The organism is Barnesiella sp., from assembly GCF_022723415.1.
Taxonomy (GTDB): Bacteria; Bacteroidota; Bacteroidia; order Bacteroidales; family Barnesiellaceae; genus Barnesiella; species Barnesiella intestinihominis.
Map to the genome: position 1 here is coordinate 25,925 of NZ_JAIJHU010000022.1, position 17,681 is coordinate 43,605.

A 17,681-nucleotide genomic window follows, 5' to 3' on the forward strand; every position below is an offset into this window, starting at 1 on the left:
TTCTCGATTTCGTTATGAATGTTTTTCTTCCCAGTTTTCTATTTCTTGTTTTTTGCTCAGTAGATAATCGATGTCGTCATATCCGTTGAGCAAACAGTTCTTTTTGTAAGGATTTATTTCGAAATGTTCCGATTCTCCGCTTGTGTCATCTGTAATGGTTTGCTCTTTCAAATTGACTGTAACGGTCGATTGTGGGTTCGAAAAAATATGTTTGAATAAACTGGTAAGAAATTGCTCTGAGACAATTACCGGAAGTACTCCGTTGTTAAGTGCATTGTTCTTGAAAATATCGGCAAAAAAACTAGATACTACTACTTGGAATCCATATCCGGCAATAGCCCAAGCAGCATGTTCACGGCTGGAACCGCTACCGAAGTTTTTCCCCGCTACTAAAATAGAACCGGAATAGAGCGGATTGTTAAGAATAAAATCTCGAATAGGTTGCCCTGTTTTATCGAAGCGCCAATCGCGGAACAGGTTTTCTCCGAAACCTTCCCGAGAAACGGCTTTTAGAAAACGAGCTGGGATAATTTGATCGGTATCTACATTCTCTTGGGGAAGAGGAATACATGTCGATGTTATGATGTCGATTTTTTTTATCATAGTCATACAAAGTTATAAAAATTTTCTGGGATCGGTTATCTCTCCTGTAATTGCTGTCGCAGCGGCTACCAAAGGTCCGGCAAGTATAGTCCGCGCTCCGGGACCCTGTCTACCTTCAAAGTTCCGATTAGAGGTTGATACAGCATATTTTCCCGGGGGGACTTTATCTTCGTTCATGGCTAAGCAAGCCGAACAACCGGGTTGACGTATTTCGAATCCTGCTTCCGACAAGATAAGATCGATGCCCTCTTCCTTGATTTGTCGCAACACGGCTTGTGACCCCGGTACGAGCCAAGCAATTATATGATTAGCTTTTTTGTGCCCTTTTACCAAATTGGCAAAAGCTCTGAAATCCTCAATACGGCCGTTTGTACAGCTTCCTAAAAAAACATAGTCGATTTTTTTCCCCATTAGAAGCTCTCCGGCAGAGAAACCCATGTAACTCAATGCCCGGCGAAACGAAATTTTTCCACTGTCTTCGATCGATTCTTCCAACGGTATTCTTTCGTCGATAGCGATTCCCATTCCGGGGTTTGTCCCATAGGTAATGCGAGGGGAGATTTCTGCCGCATTAAATGTCACTTCCTTATCGAATGTAGCATCTTTATCGCTATATAGAGTTTTCCAATAGGCGAGGGCTTTGTCCCAATCTTTTCCCTTGGGTGCGAATTCTTTATCCTTTATATAACCGAATGTCGTTTCGTCGGGAGCAATCAGACCTCCGCGAGCTCCCATTTCGATACTGAGGTTACAGACTGTCATTCTTTCTTCCATACTGAGCGAGCGGATTGCTTCTCCTGCATATTCCACAAAATATCCGGTAGCTCCTCCTGTCGTCATTCGAGAAATGATAAATAAAGCGATGTCTTTAGCTGTGACTCCGGGAGAAAGTTTTCCTTCGATATTTATGCGCATTGTTTTAGGTTTGGGCTGTAAAATACATTGGGATGCCAATACCATAGCAACTTCGCTCGTGCCAATACCGAAAGCGACGGCTCCAAAAGCCCCGTGGGTCGAAGTGTGGCTGTCTCCGCAAACGATGGTCATTCCCGGTTGAGTCAACCCATATTCCGGTCCGATAACGTGAATGATTCCGTTTTTTTTATTTCCCAGTCCATAATGAGCTAAGCCGAACTCGCTAGCATTGGTGGCGAGTGTCTCTACTTGATTGCGAGAAACCGGGTCGGCAATAGGCTTGTCTTGATTTAACGTGGGAATATTATGGTCGGGAGAACAAGTCGTTCTTTTCGGTCGAAAAACCTTCAAATTTCTAGCCCTCAGTTCGTTGAAAGCCTGAGGACTGGTAACCTCGTGGCAATAGTGCCTGTCTATATATAATTGATCGGGGCCTCCTTTCACCGAGGTTACGACGTGGGTATCCCATATTTTATCAAATAATGTATTCATGTGATTTCGTTATATAATGAACTTATTAATAGCATCTATAAAGGCTTCGGCAGAGGCTGCGACAATATCTGTATTTGCCGAGAATCCGTAGTATGAGTTTCCGTTGTAGGTCACAGTCATATGTACTTTCCCTACATCGTCGCTGCCTTTGGTGATAGCTTGTATAAGAAATTCTTTGACTACCATTTTTCGGTGAATGATGCATCGTATAGCATTTATGGCGGCATCTACCGGCCCGTTTCCCGAAGCTGCTGCTTCGAATTTTTCACCGGCTATGTCTAATCCGATGCTGGCAACGGATTTTATTCCTACTCCGGCAGTTACTTGTAGGAAGTCTAGTTGTATGCGTGCATTGGCTGTTCTCTCTTTCCCTACCAACATTAATATATCGTCGTCATTGATATCTTTTTTACGATCGGCAAGTTTAAGAAATGAATCATAAGCTTTGTTTAAAGCATCTTTTTCCAATTCGATACCTAATAAATGAAGTCTATGTTTCAAAGCAGCCCGTCCACTTCTTGCGGTTAATACGATAGAGTTTTCGTCAATTCCGACGTCTTTGGGATCTATGATTTCATAGCTTTCCCGATTCTTCAATACACCGTCTTGGTGGATTCCTGACGAGTGGGCGAATGCGTTGCGGCCAACGATTGCTTTATTCGGTTGTACCGGCATGTTCATGAGATTAGAGACCATGCGGCTTATTCCGTAAATCTTTTGTGTATTGATATTAGTCTCTATCTGTAAGTTGTGGTGGCATTTGCAAATCATGGCTATTTCTTCAAGGGCTGTATTTCCAGCTCTTTCACCGATGCCGTTTATCGTAACTTCGGCTTGTCTGGCTCCGTTTTGGATTCCAGCCATCGTATTCGCCGTTGCCATGCCCAAATCGTTGTGACAATGAGTGGCTATCGTAACGTTATCGATTCCTGAGACATGTTCTTTGAGATATAATATTTTTTGTCCAAATTCGTCCGGCAAACAATATCCAGTTGTATCTGGTATGTTTATAACCGTAGCGCCTGCTTTGATGACGGCTTCGACTACTCTGGCTAAATATTCATTATCGGTACGGCCTGCATCTTCAGCATAAAATTGTACGTCTTCTACAAATTTTTTCGCATATTTGACAGCAGCCACAGCTCTTTCTACAATCTCTTCACGAGTCGAATTGAATTTATATTTAATGTGATAGTCCGAAGTTCCAATGCCTGTATGAATACGTTTATGTTTGGCATATCGAAGAGCCTCGGCTGCAACTTTTATATCGTTTTCGACAGCACGGGTAAGCGCACAGATCGTGGGCCATGTTACAGCTTTGGATATTTCGACGACCGATTCGAAGTCTCCGGGACTCGATACAGGAAATCCGGCTTCTATGATGTCGACACCAAGTGTCTCTAATGCCTTAGCTACTTGTATTTTTTCAACTGTGTTGAGTTGGCATCCGGGAACTTGTTCTCCGTCTCTTAATGTTGTGTCAAAGATAAATAATCTGTCGGACATGTTATTGCTATATTAAATTGTAAAAAGCCTTTCTCGACGTATTCGTGAGAAAGGCTATAATTTTTGTATCGTAAATTGCTAGGCACTATATCTCACTTCTATTCTGTTACATTCGATAGAAGATCAATAATTAGGCTGTTTAGCAATTCTATTATCATTATTGAATTTTTTTGTTTCCTGTGCAAAGGTAGTTATTGTTTTGAGAAAACAAAATAAAATATCATATTTTTCTTCTTTAAATCTATAATCTGTAATTTTTATCGACGAAAATATATTTATTTATAATTGGCAACTCGTTCCATTAGAAGCTTATTCCTAATCGGATAGATACGAGATGGCATCCGTTCATATCTTGGAAAGTTCCTTTTTCATCGGTAAATGGAGATATTTGATAAAAATTATATCCGATAAGAATATGAGACCCGAATTTTTTACTTACAGATAGGTTCATACCTAATCCGGCAGAACCAAAAAAGCCACCTTGATTTTCTCCTTTGTACATTTGATTGGTAGAATAACCCGCTCTGAAATCAACAAAAAGAAGAGATTTATTGCTTAGCAAATTACAACGGAAAAGTGCATAAATAGGGAGGTAGTATCGATTGTTGGAAAATGAACTGTGAAGACCTATTCCTAAACCAAAGCATTTGATGGTGTGGGACCGGTAGCCTGCGAATAAATCTAAATCGAAAGAAGAAAAGTCATTCCCCGACATATCGATGGATGCTCCTGCTTCAACTCCAAATGTAACAGGTTTGATTTTTTTATCTTTGCTCATATCCGACAAGTTGCTTTCGCGCATGACGTATTGATTGTTCCCGTTTTCAAAACCTGTGGTCGATTCTTGTGCCGATGTATTTTGTAAAAAAAGGCATAGGGTTGATATTAACAATATCTGATATAGGTATTTAGCCATGATTTTATTATTTGTTGAGGACGAAGGTAAATTTTTTATTGCGATTGAGCAATCGAACGACTGAAAAAATAAATGAAGAGGTATTTAAAATAAAAAACCAACCTGAGGTGCAGGTCGGTTTTTCCTGCCATTGGGGCAGACAATCCAATAAGGTTATCCTAAATAAGTTTTTAACAGTTTACTCCTCGAAGCAGTCCTGAGTCTTCTGATGGCTTTTTCTTTTATTTGTCGAACTCTTTCTCGGGTTAATCCGAACTTGTCTCCAATTTCTTCGAGAGTCATTTCTTGACAGCCGATTCCAAAAAACATTTTAATGATTTCGCTTTCACGAGGAGTAAGTTGTTTAAGTGCGCGATCGATTTCTTTCGAGAGAGATTCGTTAATTAACGACCTATCTGCTATGGGGGAATCGTCATTAACCAATACGTCGAGTAGACTATTATCTTCTCCTTCAACAAAAGGGGCGTCTACCGAAATATGCCGTCCCGACACTTTTAATGTATCGGAGATTTTATCTACCGGTATATCCAATTCTTCTGCGAGCTCTTCGGGAGAGGGACGACGTTCGTTTTCTTGCTCGAATTTAGAAAGAGCTTTACTGATCTTATTGAGAGATCCTACTTGATTTAATGGCAAACGAACGATTCTCGATTGCTCGGCTAGAGCTTGAAGAATAGATTGACGAATCCACCACACTGCATAGGAAATGAACTTGAAGCCTCTCGTTTCGTCAAATTTTTCGGCAGCTTTAATTAAACCCAAATTTCCTTCATTGATTAAGTCCGGGAGACTTAACCCTTGATTTTGGTATTGTTTGGCAACCGAAACGACAAAACGCAAATTGGCTCGTGTTAACTTTTCCAGTGCTGCATGATCGCCTTTTTTAATGCGTTGGGCAAGTTCTACTTCCTCTTCTACCGTAATCAAGTCTTCGCGTCCGATTTCTTGTAGGTACTTGTCAAGAGAAGCACTCTCCCTGTTCGTAATCGATTTTGTAATTTTTAATTGTCTCATCTTGCAATATTGAGATTTTGGGACTGCAAATATACTATATTTATTGTTAATGGAGCTGTAAAAAATGTTTAATTTTGAACGTGAATCTACAAAAATACCATTTTACTGCTCCTGCCTTTTTCGTATTTATTATTATAACGTTTGAATATTTGTTCTGTTGTGTTTGTTGTGCTATATTTAATAATTATCTTTTAATTTGGAATATGACCCTTGTTTAGGGGTCATATTCCAAAAAGATTTAATCGGCCAAATCTACTGCATAATACATCATTTTTCCATTCGGATAAATACCCGTAATGAACATAACTTTTTGATTTTGATTTGATTTTACAATAGAGTCGTACATGGATTCCAAGTCACTAACCGACTTCATCGGGGTGTTATTGATTTCAAGAATGACAAATCCTTCTCGCATACCGGCCGCTTTGAATTTACCGTTTTTCAATCCAATAACCTGCACTCCATATCGGATATTCATCTCTCTCAAACTCTTGGCATCTAATTCTTTGAATCCAGCTCCCAAAGAATCCATTCCGGCAATCTTGGTTATCTCGGTATTGCCTTGACTATTTTTTAATGTCAGGGATACAGTTTTGGATTCTTTTCCTCGTAACAACCCTATTTTAATTTTATCTCCGGGACGATATTTACTCAATTGTTCGGAAAGCATGGCTCCATTTTTAATCTTTACGCCATTAATAAAGGTTATAACATCACCTTCTTTTATTCCTGCTTCCATCGCAGCGCTGCGATTGTATACTTCACCGACGTATATTCCTTCTTGTACTTCAAGATTTTCTTCTTTGGCCAATTCGGAATCTATTTCTCTATACCCTATACCCAATACGGCTCTTTGTACGGTACCATATTCTTTCAAATCGGCAATTACTTTACTTACTATGGAAGTGGGAATAGCGAATGAATAGCCGGCGTAACTTCCTGTTTCGGAGTAAATGGCCGTGTTGATACCCACTAATTCACCTGCTGTATTTACCAATGCTCCACCGCTATTTCCCGGATTTACAGCTGCATCGGTCTGGATAAACGCCTCTATACCCATTTTTTGGCTACGAGGGTTGAGTGCGCTTATGCTACGAGCTTTGGCACTTACGATACCAGCGGTAACCGTCGATGTTAATCCTAACGGATTTCCTACCGCCAATACCCATTCTCCGACTTTCAAATTATCGGAATCGCCAAATTTGACGATGGGGAGATCTTTGGCATCTATTTTTATCAATGCCAAATCGGTAGAAGGATCGGTTCCTATTACACGACCATTGAAAGTCCTATTGTCATTCAGGGTTATATCCAATTTATCGGCTCCTTCTACTACGTGATTATTGGTTACAATATATCCATCGGGGGTAATAATTACTCCCGACCCCAATCCAGCACGAGGCTGAGGTTGTATATTGCGCCCTCCTTGTCCAAAGAAATATTCGAAAAACGGATCGCTAAAACCGCCTAATTGACTTTGTTTGGGTGTAGAAATCGATTTTATACTAACGACGGCATTAACCGTGTTTTCGGCGGCAGTGGTGAAATCTGTTTCAACAGCCGGTCGATTGATTACTCTTGTAAAGCGAGTCGGCTGTGCATATCCACTGTCGAGCGATTGATCTTGTATTTTTGAATCGGCCGACTTATTCAATATACTAAATGCGCCGATTGTAATTCCGGAGCTCAGAGCTGCAATTAAGGCGATGCCCATCAATTTTTTTCCGTAAGAATTCATAATCTATTAGCTTTAAATGTTAATATTATCTTGTATTTAAGTTTTTCAGACGTTAAATTTAATACATTTATCGTGCCGTTGAAACCCTTGCATCTTCTTTTTAAGCTCTTTTAATAAGCAGGATAGCTACTTAACAGGGGTTAACGCAGATGACTGTCATGAGAATCATTTTTATATACTTAGGCATGTCATATTGTCCGTTAAAATTTACAAGATTAAAAATCATACTGACAGTATTCTGTCTTTGCCATTTTTATCGTATCTTTGTAACGTACAGCAGGACGGTCTGTCGCTCGTATGATGCGAGAGGAAAGTCCGGGCAACATAGAGCACCATATTTCCTAACGGGAAGCCATTCGCGAGAGTGGAGTAGCGTAACAGAAAATAACCGCTGCGAAAGCAGTAAGGGTGAAAAGGTGAGGTAAGAGCTCACCGGGTTTTACAGTAATGTAGAATGCCGTACGTCTTATGGGTTGTAAGGTTATGTATACCGGCGTTGTAGGGTTGCTCGCCCGATGCCGGGGGGTAAACCGCTAGAGCCTTGTGGTGACACAGGGTCGAGATAAATGACAGACACTCTTTCGAGAGTACATAACCCGGCTTACAGGCCTGCTGTATTTTTTTGTAGAAGTTTTCTGTACGATATATTCTATGGTTCAGCGTAAAAACAAGCCCTCTTTTTTTGCCCGCGCCAGCCTTTTGATAAAACGGTTATGGCAGTTTGTCTCGGTCGATATATGGCATGTGACCGAGTATAAGCTCCATATTCATATTCTTAAAACATTGAACTTGTCGGTACGCTGTTTCTTAAATGAAAAGTTGCAGGAAAAGGCTTCCGCTTTGACGTTTAGTACGATTTTGGCAATCGTGCCTGCGTTGGCTATGTTATTTGCTATTTGTAAGGGATTCGGATTCCAACATATTATACAAAGTCAGTTGTTCGATTATTTCCCGGCGCAACGCAATGCATTGGAATATATGTTAGGGTTCGTCGACCAGTATCTCGATCAGATGAAAGGTGGAGTATTCGTGGGGATAGGCCTTTGTTTCCTTTTGTGGACTTTGATAAGTTTGTTATCCAATATAGAGAAAGCATTCAATGATATTTGGCAGGTACAAGGCGGTCGATCGTTTTATCGTAAGGTTACCGATTATACCTCGATGTTTTTGATTTTGCCTATTTTGATGGTTGCATCGAGCGGATTTTCTTTGTTTATGTCAACCATGCTCAGTTCTTCGGTTCTATTCGATTTTATGAGCCCTTTGCTGCGTTGGGTCTTTCGATTAGCTCCATATATACTTACCGCTTTGTTCTTTACCGCTATTTATATTTTTATACCCAATACGAAGGTTAAGTTCAAATATGCGTTTATTTCTGGGCTTATTTGTGGTACGGTATTTCAGATTTTTCAATTTATATATATTTCGGGCCAAATTTGGGTATCGAAATATAATGCTATTTACGGGAGTTTCGCATTTTTGCCGTTGTTGCTCATTTGGATGCAATTTTCATGGTTGATTTGTCTGTTTGGTGCTGTGTTGACTTACTCATCTCAAAATGTAGTAAATTTCAATTTCGAAAAAGAAACCAACGATATATCTCGTCGGTATTCCGATTATATTATATTAGTCATAGCCACAGTTATTGTCCATCGGTTCAAGGAGGGACTTCCTCCGATGACCAAAGGACAGATATCGAGACGTTATGCTATTCCCATACAGTTGGTAGAGCGTACCGTCGATGAATTGGAACGGGTGAATATTATTTCGCAGACATTGTCGGAGGAAGAGAGGGTTCCTGCATATCAACCGGCGGTAGACATCAGCCGATTGACTTTGGGCTATTTATTGCGAGCCATCGACAGAGAAGGAGACGAGGATTTTATCTGTAATTTAAAAGCCGATTTCCCAAAGGAATGGGCGGCTATAATAGATACCCGTAGGCTTATGGAAGAGAAGGGTGATAGTATTGCATTGAAAGATTTGAAAATAGAAGAAAGCCGAGTGCTTTCCCATAAATTAAATAATAATGAGTGATATGAAAAAAGTAATTTCTACGACATCTGCTCCGGCTGCTATCGGACCTTATAGTCAAGCTGTTGAAACCGGAAATATGATTTTCCTTTCGGGGCAATTGCCCATCGACCCCAAAACCGGAATAATGCCTGAGGGCATCAAAGCTCAAACTCGTCAATCGTTTGCGAACATTAAAGCTATTTTGGCGGAGGCCGGTTATTCGGTCGAACATATTGTAAAGACGACCGTGCTGTTGGCCGATATGTCTCTTTTCGGAGAAATGAACGAAATATATGCCGAGCAGTTCGGGTCCGTATTTCCGTCTCGGTCGGCGTTTGCAGTTAAAGAATTACCGAAACAAGCATTAGTCGAAATAGAGGTTATTGCTGTGAAAGCATAGTTTTTAGCAAGTCGGCCACGATGAATGTACTGCCGCCTACGAAGATCAGATCATCGGGGCGGCTTTCTTTTTTCGCCGCTTCCACAGCTTGTTGAACCGACGGATAACACTTCCCTGTCAATCCTGCTTTTATTGCTAATTCGTACAGTCTTTCCTCGTGTAAAGCGCGAGGTATCGAGGCCCGGGTGAAATAGTAAACGGCATTTTGGGGGAGCATAGCCAAAACTCCCGAAATGTCTTTGTCATTGACCATACCGATGATAATACGCAAGTTTTGATAAGATTCGTTTTGCAACTGTCGAACTATATATTGTATGCCTCCGGTGTTGTGTCCGGTGTCGCAAATCAGTCGGGGAGACGATTCCAATTGTTGCCATCGCCCCATTAAACCGGTAAGGCTGGTGACATGGGCGAAAGCATCATAGACCGATTGGTCGGAGATATTGTATCCTAAATTTCGTAATTGGCCGACTGCTGTCAGAACGGTAGCTGCATTTTTCTCCTGACATAGCCCGCTTAACTCCCCGAAAAGGTGCGGAAATTCGGGAGAATCGAATTCCCAACCTTTGTCATTTCGTTGGGTCGACCGGAAATGAATTTGTTCCTCTGCGAATATAATGGGGGCTTTTATCTCTTTTGCTCGATCGATGAATACTTGCTTCACCTCTCCCTGAGCTTCACCGATCACGACCGGTATTCCAGATTTTATAATACCTGCTTTTTCTCGGGCTATTTTCGGCAGGGTGTCTCCGAGCATTTGCACATGGTCATAGCTGATATTGGTAATGACACATAAATCAGGAGTAATGATATTTGTACTGTCCAATCTTCCGCCCAATCCGACTTCGATAACAGCGACATCTACTTGATTTTCGGCAAAGTAGTTAAACGCCATCATCATGGTGAGTTCGAAAAATGATGGTTGGATATGGAGTGTAGATGCAAGGTGTTTCTCTGCAAATTGAATAACATCTTCTTTGGAAATCATTTTTCCATTGATGCGGATACGTTCTCTGAAATCGATAAGATGCGGAGAGGTATATAATCCAGTTTTATATCCGTTTAATTGCAGAATAGCGGCTAATAGATGCGATACCGATCCCTTACCGTTGGTCCCGGCAACATGTATGGTGTGAAACTTTCGATGGGGATATCCGAAATATTTGTCCAGCGCTTCGGTATTTTGTAGTCCCGGTTTATAAGCGGCACTTCCTATTTGTTGAAAAACGGGTAGTTGTTTATATAAATATTCCAATGTTTCTTCGTAATTCATAATTCATATTTTAGTATAAGGCATATCCTGAAATACCAGCCAATACGATAACGAGTATAGGGTGTATTTTCGCATAGTGTACCAGAACAAATGAGATTATTGCAATACCGATACTTATTGTATAGTCTGGAAAGTTTTCCTTATTCATGAGGAGGAGTGCGGCAGAAGCTATCAGACCGACAACCACAGGACGAAGTCCGGAAAATATGCTTTTGATAGTAATGTTATCTTTATGTTTAAGTATAAAACGGCTCACTAATAAGACTAAAATGAAAGACGGCAAACATACGGCGAATGTGGCGATTATTGACCCCCAAATACTATTACCGGCAGCTACATATCCTACATAAGTAGCGCTGTTTATTCCTATGGGACCGGGAGTCATTTGAGAAATAGCTACGATATCGGTAAATTCGGTCGGGGTAAGCCACGGTTGGCTTTCGCCATAATGAACGACTTCTACCGCTTCGTGTTGAATGAGCGAGAGCATGGCGTATCCGCCACCAAAACCGAATAGTCCGATTTTTAGGTAGGCCCAAAATAAGTTGAGATATACGATCCACATGGCTATTTTTCTTCTTTATTACTCTTTTGTTTTGAACTGGCGATGACATGATTGCAGTAAAGTATTCCACCGATAGCTCCTAACAAGACGAACCAAATGGGGGAAATCCCTCCTAACCAGATTGATAATGCCACTATAATGGGAATAATAACCGTTTTAATATTGATACGTGCTGTTTTAGCCGTACTGAATACCGGAGACACGATGAGTGCGACCACTGCTGGTCTTATACCCTTGAATATACGCTCGACTACCGGATTGTCATACGTTTGAACAAACCAGATTGCAATAGCCAAGATGATTAGAAAAGAGGGTAGAATTGTACCGAGTGTCGCCATGAGACAACCTTTTAATCCTCGCAATTTGTTTCCGATCAATATGGATATATTCACTGCCAACACTCCGGGCAATGATTGTGCAATGGCAAGTGCGTCGACAAAATCTTCCCGTTTAATCCAGTTTTGTTTATCCACGACTTCTCTTTCAATGAGAGGTATCATAGCCCAACCACCTCCGAATGTGAACGCACCTATTTTAAAAAATGATATGAATAGTTTCAGATACAGATTCGATCTCATAGTTTCTTTTTAATGCGCTGCAAAGATAGTGCAAACGAGGGCAGAAACAAATTTATTTGGTTATGCCGAGTGCCGCCTATTTTCGCATTTTTGCAAAGATAGTGCAAGGCAAGAGAAAGATAAAACGAATAAGTTCGTTTTTCTTTTCGACCCGTAATCTTTTGAGGACTAATATAAGGTTGGAACAGGAACAAGTTTAGTTGGGTATATCGAAGTATAACCTGTTTTCGTATTCAGTTATAAAAAAGTGACAATCTTATGAAACTATCGTATATAAGACGATAGAATTTGTTCTAATTCGTTTAACGACAGGGCGCCAGATTGTCGCCAAATGATTTCGCCTTGTTTCCATAGTACAAGGGTAGGGACTGACTGTATTCTATACTCCGAAGACAAGGAAATATTTTTATCGATATCTATTTTTAGTATAATGATTTTATTCCCCATTTTCTTTTTCAATTCTTCAAGGACTGGTTTCATCATTTTACAGGGACCACACCATTCTGCAAAAAAGTCTACTAGAACCGGGGTATCACCTGCGATAATATCTTGAAATTTGTTCATGTCTTGAAATTTAATAAGATGAATATGATTTTAACAGCGGTATGGCTCTGTTGGTTCGATTCGTTCCGTGAATATCAGAAAATAGTATTGTCACGACAATCGACCAACCAGTTTCCTCTACGGTTAACCAAAGTAAGATTAATTTTTCGTATGAGTTTGTGTTTATGTGAGAAAAATAATTTCCCTTGTACGAACAGGGTATCTTGTGAAGTATTCATCTCAGAATAAGAAATATTGAAATGAGTGGGTGTGTTTTTTAATTCATCGGATTGATTTCCGACTAAGGTCTCAAACAAATATAGTGTTTCGGCCGACTCGGGAGTCGATAGCTTTTTAGCTTCTTGGAAGTTAGCGTTGGATAGATTTTCGACGAAAGATATGGCTATATTTTCCGGCTCGAAATGCTGATGGATAGAAGGTGTGCTAATCAATATTAAAGGGAGGCCTATGGCAGAGATGGTTAAACAAAAAAAGATAATGCGAACACGTGTTTTTGCTTTCATTGCGATATTCAATTTTATCTTTGCTTTTGGCAAAGATATGAATTTTTTTAATGGCTTGCGCAAGAAATCCTATAAGAGGAATATGGATTTAATTTATCTTTACAGGTTGCACTGAATATAATTGAATAAAGCGTGTTTCAACTTTGGTTTTGCACGTTCCCCCCTTTGTGAGAAATACAAAAATAGGTACGAAAAACGAACTTGTCCGTTTTATCCTACTCTTACCTTTCATTATCTTTGCAATCGAATATAAGAATAGAAAATATGAAAGATTCGTTGATCGTAGTATCTGGCGGTATGGATAGTATTACTTTGTTGTATGAGTGTGCCGACCGCATAGCATTAGCTGTTTCTTTTGATTATGGAGCTAATCATAATCATAAAGAAATACCGTTTGCTCGCATTCATTGCGAGCGGTTAAAAATAAAACATATAGTAATACCTCTTGCGTTTATGAAAGAATATTTCAGAAGTTCGTTGTTGGACGGTAGCGACTCTGTACCGGAGGGACATTATGCCGATGAAAATATGAAAAGTACGGTTGTCCCGTTTCGGAATGGCATTATGTTATCAGTTGCTTGTGGTATTGCAGAAAGCAATGGCTTGAAACAAGTTCTCATTGCTAATCATGGCGGAGATCACGCTATTTATCCCGATTGTCGATCGGAGTTTATCCAAGCTATGGATAAAGCTATGCGTTCGGGAACTTATGAGAATATTGGCATCTTTGCTCCCTATACCGATATTTCAAAAACAGAAATTGCCAATCGGGGGAAAAAGTTGAATTTGAACTATGCCGAAACGTGGTCTTGTTACAAAGGAGGGGAGAAACATTGCGGGAAATGCGGTACTTGTGTAGAACGCAAAGAGGCTCTTCGAGAGGCCGGGATTGAGGATCAGACAGAATACGAGGATTAATAACGAATAAAACGGTTAAGTTATAATGTATTACGTAGCTAAGACAATGGAAATTGCAGGCGCGCATTCTTTGCACCTTTCATATGAAAGTAAATGTGAAAAATTACATGGCCATAACTGGATTATTACGGTTTATTGTAAAGCGAAAGAACTGAATCAAGACGGTATGGTCTGTGACTTTAAACACATTAAAGATAAGATTCATGGTTATCTTGATCATGGGAATCTGAATGAATTGCTGCCTTTTAATCCGACCGCCGAAAACATAGCGAAATGGATTACGGATCAGATTCCCGAATGTTATAAAACCAAAGTTCAAGAAAGTGGTGGAAATACGGCTATTTACGAAATCGACGATTTTGAAAATGAAAATATTGACAGATGAAAGTAAATGAAATTTTTTACTCATTACAGGGTGAAGGTGTGTTTACAGGTACGGCTGCGATTTTTGTGAGGTTAGCGGGGTGTAATTTGCATTGTGATTTCTGTGATACAAAACATGAGGATTATACTATTTTTACAGAAGAAGAGATTGTAAAGGCTATTTCTGATTATCCTGCGAAACATGTAGTTATTACAGGAGGGGAACCCACTTTACAACTTACGCATTCGCTTGTCGATCGGTTGCATGAAGTCGGGAAATTTGTTCAAATCGAAACCAACGGATCAATCGCATTAGATACCGATTTGGAACGGTCGATCGATTGGATTACTTGCTCTCCTAAAACGATTCCCGTGAAAATACAGCGTATGAATGAAATCAAAGTCGTTTATCAGGGACAAGATATGGAACTGTATGAAAAAATCGCCACAGCTTATGAGTGTTTTTGTAGCTTGCAACCTTGTGATGTCAATGACGAGATAAAAAATGAAAACAATCTTACCGCAGCTATCGAATACATTAAGAGCCACCCCCGATGGAGGCTTTCACTTCAAACCCATAAAATTATTAATATAAGATAATAATGAAGGATAAAAGAATAAACTCTCTTCTACGGGATTTATCGAATACATAGGTGAAAATCCAGATCGGCAAAGTCTCGACGAAACACCGGGCTGGATTTTATGAATATGAACCGAGATATTTAGAGGTTGTGTGCAAGTCTATGAGAGGTGTTAAGAACGAAGGAAAAGTGAGTGGGACAAACTTCAATAAGTATGTTTAATCAGATACAGATTTACATCACGAGTTTTATGAATCGATCGATATGCAGAGGTGAATCGGGAGAGGAGAGATGTAGTGAAAAATCCGTTAAAATTTTTCTTCTCTGATAATTTTATGCAAAACCATAAAAAAATCTTTGCAAGAAAAAAAGATAACGTTAACTTTACACAATCAACAAATTTAGTTAACCTTAAAAAGAAGAATATGGATATGACTCTTTCAGGATTGAATCCAACACATTTTCAAGGCTTAGTCGATGGTAAACAAACCGGTCTCTATATCTTGGTTAATAAAAACGGGTGCGAATTGACCCTAACTAATTATGGCGCTCGTATCGTTTCGTTAATGGTTCCCGATAAAAATGGGAAGATGATAGACGTGGTTACGGGGCATAATAACATACAGGAATACCTTACATCGGAGGAGCCTTATTTTGGAGCGACTTGTGGTAGATATGCCAATCGTATTGCAAAAGGAAAATTCACGGTCGATAGAGTTTTGTATGATAAATTAGCGATAAACAATGGGCCTAACAGTCTGCATGGAGGGGTAAAAGGCTTCAACTTTCATGTTTGGGATGCCAATCAATTGGATAAACAAACAATAGAATTTTCCCGATTGTCTCCTGATGGTGAAGAAGGGTTTCCCGGAAATCTGCAAGTGAAGGTCATATTTAAATTAACCGACGATAACGCCGTTGATATAACTTACTATGCAGAAACCGATAAACCTACCATCGTTAATCTGACAAACCATTCGTATTTTAATTTGTCGGGTGCGGGAGATCCTTACATCGGTGATCATCTGTTATGCATTGATGCCGATTACTATTTACCTACTGATGATACGGCTATACCTTACGGAGAGAAGTCGGCGGTAGAGGGAACCCCGATGGATTTTCGTAAACTTTATGAAGTCGGTAGCCGTATAAACGAGCCGTTTGAACAACTGGTTTATGGAAAAGGTTACGATCATACTTATATTTTGAATAAGAAGCGGAGCGGTGAATTTTCATTTTGTGCAGAGTGTGTTTCGCCCAAAACCGGGATCGTGATGGACGTCTTTACGACAGAGCCCGGTGTACAGCTTTATACAGCCAATTGGATGACAGGGAATTTTATCGGGAAAAATGGGAAACGGTATCCGATGAGAGCTGCTATCTGTCTCGAAACTCAACATTTTCCAGATAGCCCTAATCATGAAAACTATCCTTCTGTTATCTTACGCCCTCATGAAAAATTCGAAAGTCATACACAGTTTAAATTTTCGGTTCGAGAGAAATAATCATATAAGTTATACAATTATTTAATTTAGTATTATGGATATAGAATTTGTAAGAAGTCGTTTTATCAAACATTTTGATGGCTCTACCGGGTCGGTATATGCCTCTCCCGGTCGTATAAACTTAATAGGAGAGCATACAGATTACAATGGTGGATTTGTATTTCCGGGAGCTATCGATAAAGGAATGGTTGCAGAACTTAAAATTAATGGGACGGATAAAGTCCGCGCATATTCGATAGATTTAAAAGATTATGTAGAGTTTGGATTGAACGAGGAAGACGCTCCCCGTGCCAGCTGGGCTCGTTATATATTCGGTGTGTGCCGAGAGATTATTAAACGAGGCGGTAAAATAGCCGGATTTAATACAGCATTTGCCGGCGATGTTCCTCTGGGTGCAGGTATGTCTTCGTCGGCTGCATTGGAGAGTACTTATGCTTTCGCTTTGAACGATATGTTCAACTGTGGCATCGACAAATTCGAATTGGCTAAAATCGGACAGGCTACCGAGCATAACTATTGTGGTGTAAATTGCGGTATTATGGACCAATTTGCTTCGGTGTTCGGTAAAGCCGGTCATCTGATACGACTGGATTGCCGTTCGTTGGAATATCAATATTTCCCGTTCAAGCCCGAAGGTTACCGACTCGTATTGCTCGATTCTGTCGTAAAGCATGAGTTGGCATCTTCCGCTTATAACGACCGACGCAAATCGTGCGAGAATGTGGTTGCCGCCATACAAAAGAAACACCCGCATGTAGAGTTCCTGAGAGATGCCAATATGTCTATGTTAGACGAGGTAAAAGAAGAGGTGTCTGCCGAGGATTATATGCGTGCAGAATATGTGATCGGTGAAGTGCAACGAGTCCTTGACGTATGCGATGCTCTTGAACAAGGAGATTATGAGACAGTAGGGCAGAAGATGTATGAGACTCATCATGGAATGAGTAAATTGTATGAGGTAAGTTGTGAAGAACTCGATTTCCTGAATGATATTGCCAAAGAGTGTGGTGTGACCGGCTCTCGTGTGATGGGAGGTGGATTTGGCGGTTGTACGATAAACTTAGTTAAGGACGAATTGTATGATGCGTTCGTGGAAAAAGCCAAAGCAGAATATAAGACAAAATTCGGTCGTCTTCCCAAAGTTTATGATGTCGTGATTGCCGATGGGGCACGCAAACTTTGCTGATAAAAAATGGATATAAATAGATAGAGCCGGGGATTATAATCCCCG

Annotated in this window: 18 protein-coding genes and 1 other RNA gene; 8 read left to right on the forward strand and 11 right to left on the reverse strand. The window is 40.2% G+C overall.

Annotated elements, in window-relative coordinates:
* Positions 1-12: 12 nt before the first annotated feature.
* The 6 genes from leuD to QVD32_RS06140 form a co-directional block, all read right to left on the reverse strand.
* On the reverse strand, positions 13-603 hold the full coding sequence (gene leuD / locus QVD32_RS06115; RefSeq protein ID WP_008862121.1) for a 3-isopropylmalate dehydratase small subunit: 591 nt from the start codon (positions 601-603) through the stop codon (positions 13-15).
* 12 nt (positions 604-615) lie between these two features.
* Positions 616-2,010, reverse strand: coding sequence for a 3-isopropylmalate dehydratase large subunit (gene leuC / locus QVD32_RS06120; protein WP_021892537.1), 1,395 nt, complete (start codon positions 2,008-2,010; stop codon positions 616-618).
* Between the two features lie 9 nt (positions 2,011-2,019).
* Positions 2,020-3,516: a 2-isopropylmalate synthase gene (locus tag QVD32_RS06125; protein ID WP_021892538.1), complete on the reverse strand. Its 1,497-nt coding sequence runs from the start codon at positions 3,514-3,516 to the stop codon at positions 2,020-2,022.
* Between the two features lie 301 nt (positions 3,517-3,817).
* Positions 3,818-4,432 carry a hypothetical protein gene (locus QVD32_RS06130; RefSeq protein WP_008862118.1) on the reverse strand — a complete coding sequence of 205 codons (615 nt, stop codon included), beginning with the start codon at positions 4,430-4,432 and terminating at the stop codon, positions 3,818-3,820.
* Between the two features lie 153 nt (positions 4,433-4,585).
* Positions 4,586-5,446: a sigma-70 family RNA polymerase sigma factor gene (locus QVD32_RS06135; RefSeq protein ID WP_008862117.1), complete on the reverse strand. Its 861-nt coding sequence runs from the start codon at positions 5,444-5,446 to the stop codon at positions 4,586-4,588.
* Between the two features lie 238 nt (positions 5,447-5,684).
* Positions 5,685-7,184: a Do family serine endopeptidase gene (locus tag QVD32_RS06140; RefSeq protein ID WP_118687146.1), complete on the reverse strand. Its 1,500-nt coding sequence runs from the start codon at positions 7,182-7,184 to the stop codon at positions 5,685-5,687.
* Between the two features lie 273 nt (positions 7,185-7,457).
* Between QVD32_RS06140 and rnpB the strand changes: the two genes are divergently transcribed.
* From rnpB to QVD32_RS06155, 3 genes are all read left to right on the forward strand, one after another.
* An RNA gene (gene rnpB, locus QVD32_RS06145) (RNase P RNA component class A) lies at positions 7,458-7,804 on the forward strand.
* Between the two features lie 31 nt (positions 7,805-7,835).
* Positions 7,836-9,221, forward strand: a complete 1,386-nt coding sequence (locus QVD32_RS06150) for a YihY/virulence factor BrkB family protein (RefSeq protein WP_021892541.1) — start codon at positions 7,836-7,838, stop codon at positions 9,219-9,221.
* Position 9,222: 1 nt separating this feature from the next.
* Positions 9,223-9,600, forward strand: a complete 378-nt coding sequence (locus tag QVD32_RS06155; protein ID WP_021892542.1) for a RidA family protein — start codon at positions 9,223-9,225, stop codon at positions 9,598-9,600.
* On the opposite strand, the gene QVD32_RS06160 is transcribed toward QVD32_RS06155, so the two are convergent.
* The 5 genes from QVD32_RS06160 to QVD32_RS06180 all read right to left on the reverse strand — a co-directional run bounded on the left by QVD32_RS06160 (position 9,581) and on the right by QVD32_RS06180 (position 13,083).
* On the reverse strand, positions 9,581-10,873 hold the full coding sequence (locus QVD32_RS06160; RefSeq protein ID WP_021892543.1) for a bifunctional folylpolyglutamate synthase/dihydrofolate synthase: 1,293 nt from the start codon (positions 10,871-10,873) through the stop codon (positions 9,581-9,583). The two genes, QVD32_RS06155 and QVD32_RS06160, sit on opposite strands and share 20 nt — an antisense overlap.
* Before the next feature lie 10 nt (positions 10,874-10,883).
* Positions 10,884-11,432, reverse strand: coding sequence for a chromate transporter (locus QVD32_RS06165; RefSeq protein ID WP_195242064.1), 549 nt, complete (start codon positions 11,430-11,432; stop codon positions 10,884-10,886).
* An 8-nt stretch (positions 11,433-11,440) separates the two neighbouring features.
* Positions 11,441-12,016 carry a chromate transporter gene (locus QVD32_RS06170; protein ID WP_021892545.1) on the reverse strand — a complete coding sequence of 192 codons (576 nt, stop codon included), beginning with the start codon at positions 12,014-12,016 and terminating at the stop codon, positions 11,441-11,443.
* Between the two features lie 264 nt (positions 12,017-12,280).
* Complete coding sequence (gene trxA, locus QVD32_RS06175; RefSeq protein WP_008862110.1) at positions 12,281-12,580, reverse strand: thioredoxin; 300 nt, start codon at positions 12,578-12,580, stop codon at positions 12,281-12,283.
* Positions 12,581-12,654: 74 nt separating this feature from the next.
* Positions 12,655-13,083, reverse strand: coding sequence for a hypothetical protein (locus tag QVD32_RS06180; RefSeq protein WP_021892546.1), 429 nt, complete (start codon positions 13,081-13,083; stop codon positions 12,655-12,657).
* Between the two features lie 264 nt (positions 13,084-13,347).
* Between QVD32_RS06180 and queC the strand changes: the two genes are divergently transcribed.
* The 5 genes from queC to galK all read left to right on the forward strand — a co-directional run bounded on the left by queC (position 13,348) and on the right by galK (position 17,636).
* Entirely contained in the window at positions 13,348-14,001 is a 654-nt protein-coding gene (gene queC / locus QVD32_RS06185) for a 7-cyano-7-deazaguanine synthase QueC (RefSeq protein ID WP_021892547.1), read from the forward strand.
* Between the two features lie 25 nt (positions 14,002-14,026).
* Complete coding sequence (locus QVD32_RS06190; protein ID WP_021892548.1) at positions 14,027-14,386, forward strand: 6-pyruvoyl trahydropterin synthase family protein; 360 nt, start codon at positions 14,027-14,029, stop codon at positions 14,384-14,386.
* Positions 14,383-14,964 carry a 7-carboxy-7-deazaguanine synthase QueE gene (locus QVD32_RS06195; protein ID WP_021892549.1) on the forward strand — a complete coding sequence of 194 codons (582 nt, stop codon included), beginning with the start codon at positions 14,383-14,385 and terminating at the stop codon, positions 14,962-14,964. The genes QVD32_RS06190 and QVD32_RS06195 overlap by 4 nt, the downstream gene beginning before the upstream one ends.
* A gap of 406 nt (positions 14,965-15,370) precedes the next feature.
* Positions 15,371-16,450: an aldose epimerase family protein gene (locus QVD32_RS06200; protein WP_021892550.1), complete on the forward strand. Its 1,080-nt coding sequence runs from the start codon at positions 15,371-15,373 to the stop codon at positions 16,448-16,450.
* A 34-nt stretch (positions 16,451-16,484) separates the two neighbouring features.
* Positions 16,485-17,636 carry a galactokinase gene (gene galK / locus QVD32_RS06205; RefSeq protein ID WP_008862104.1) on the forward strand — a complete coding sequence of 384 codons (1,152 nt, stop codon included), beginning with the start codon at positions 16,485-16,487 and terminating at the stop codon, positions 17,634-17,636.
* Positions 17,637-17,681: the final 45 nt, after the last annotated feature.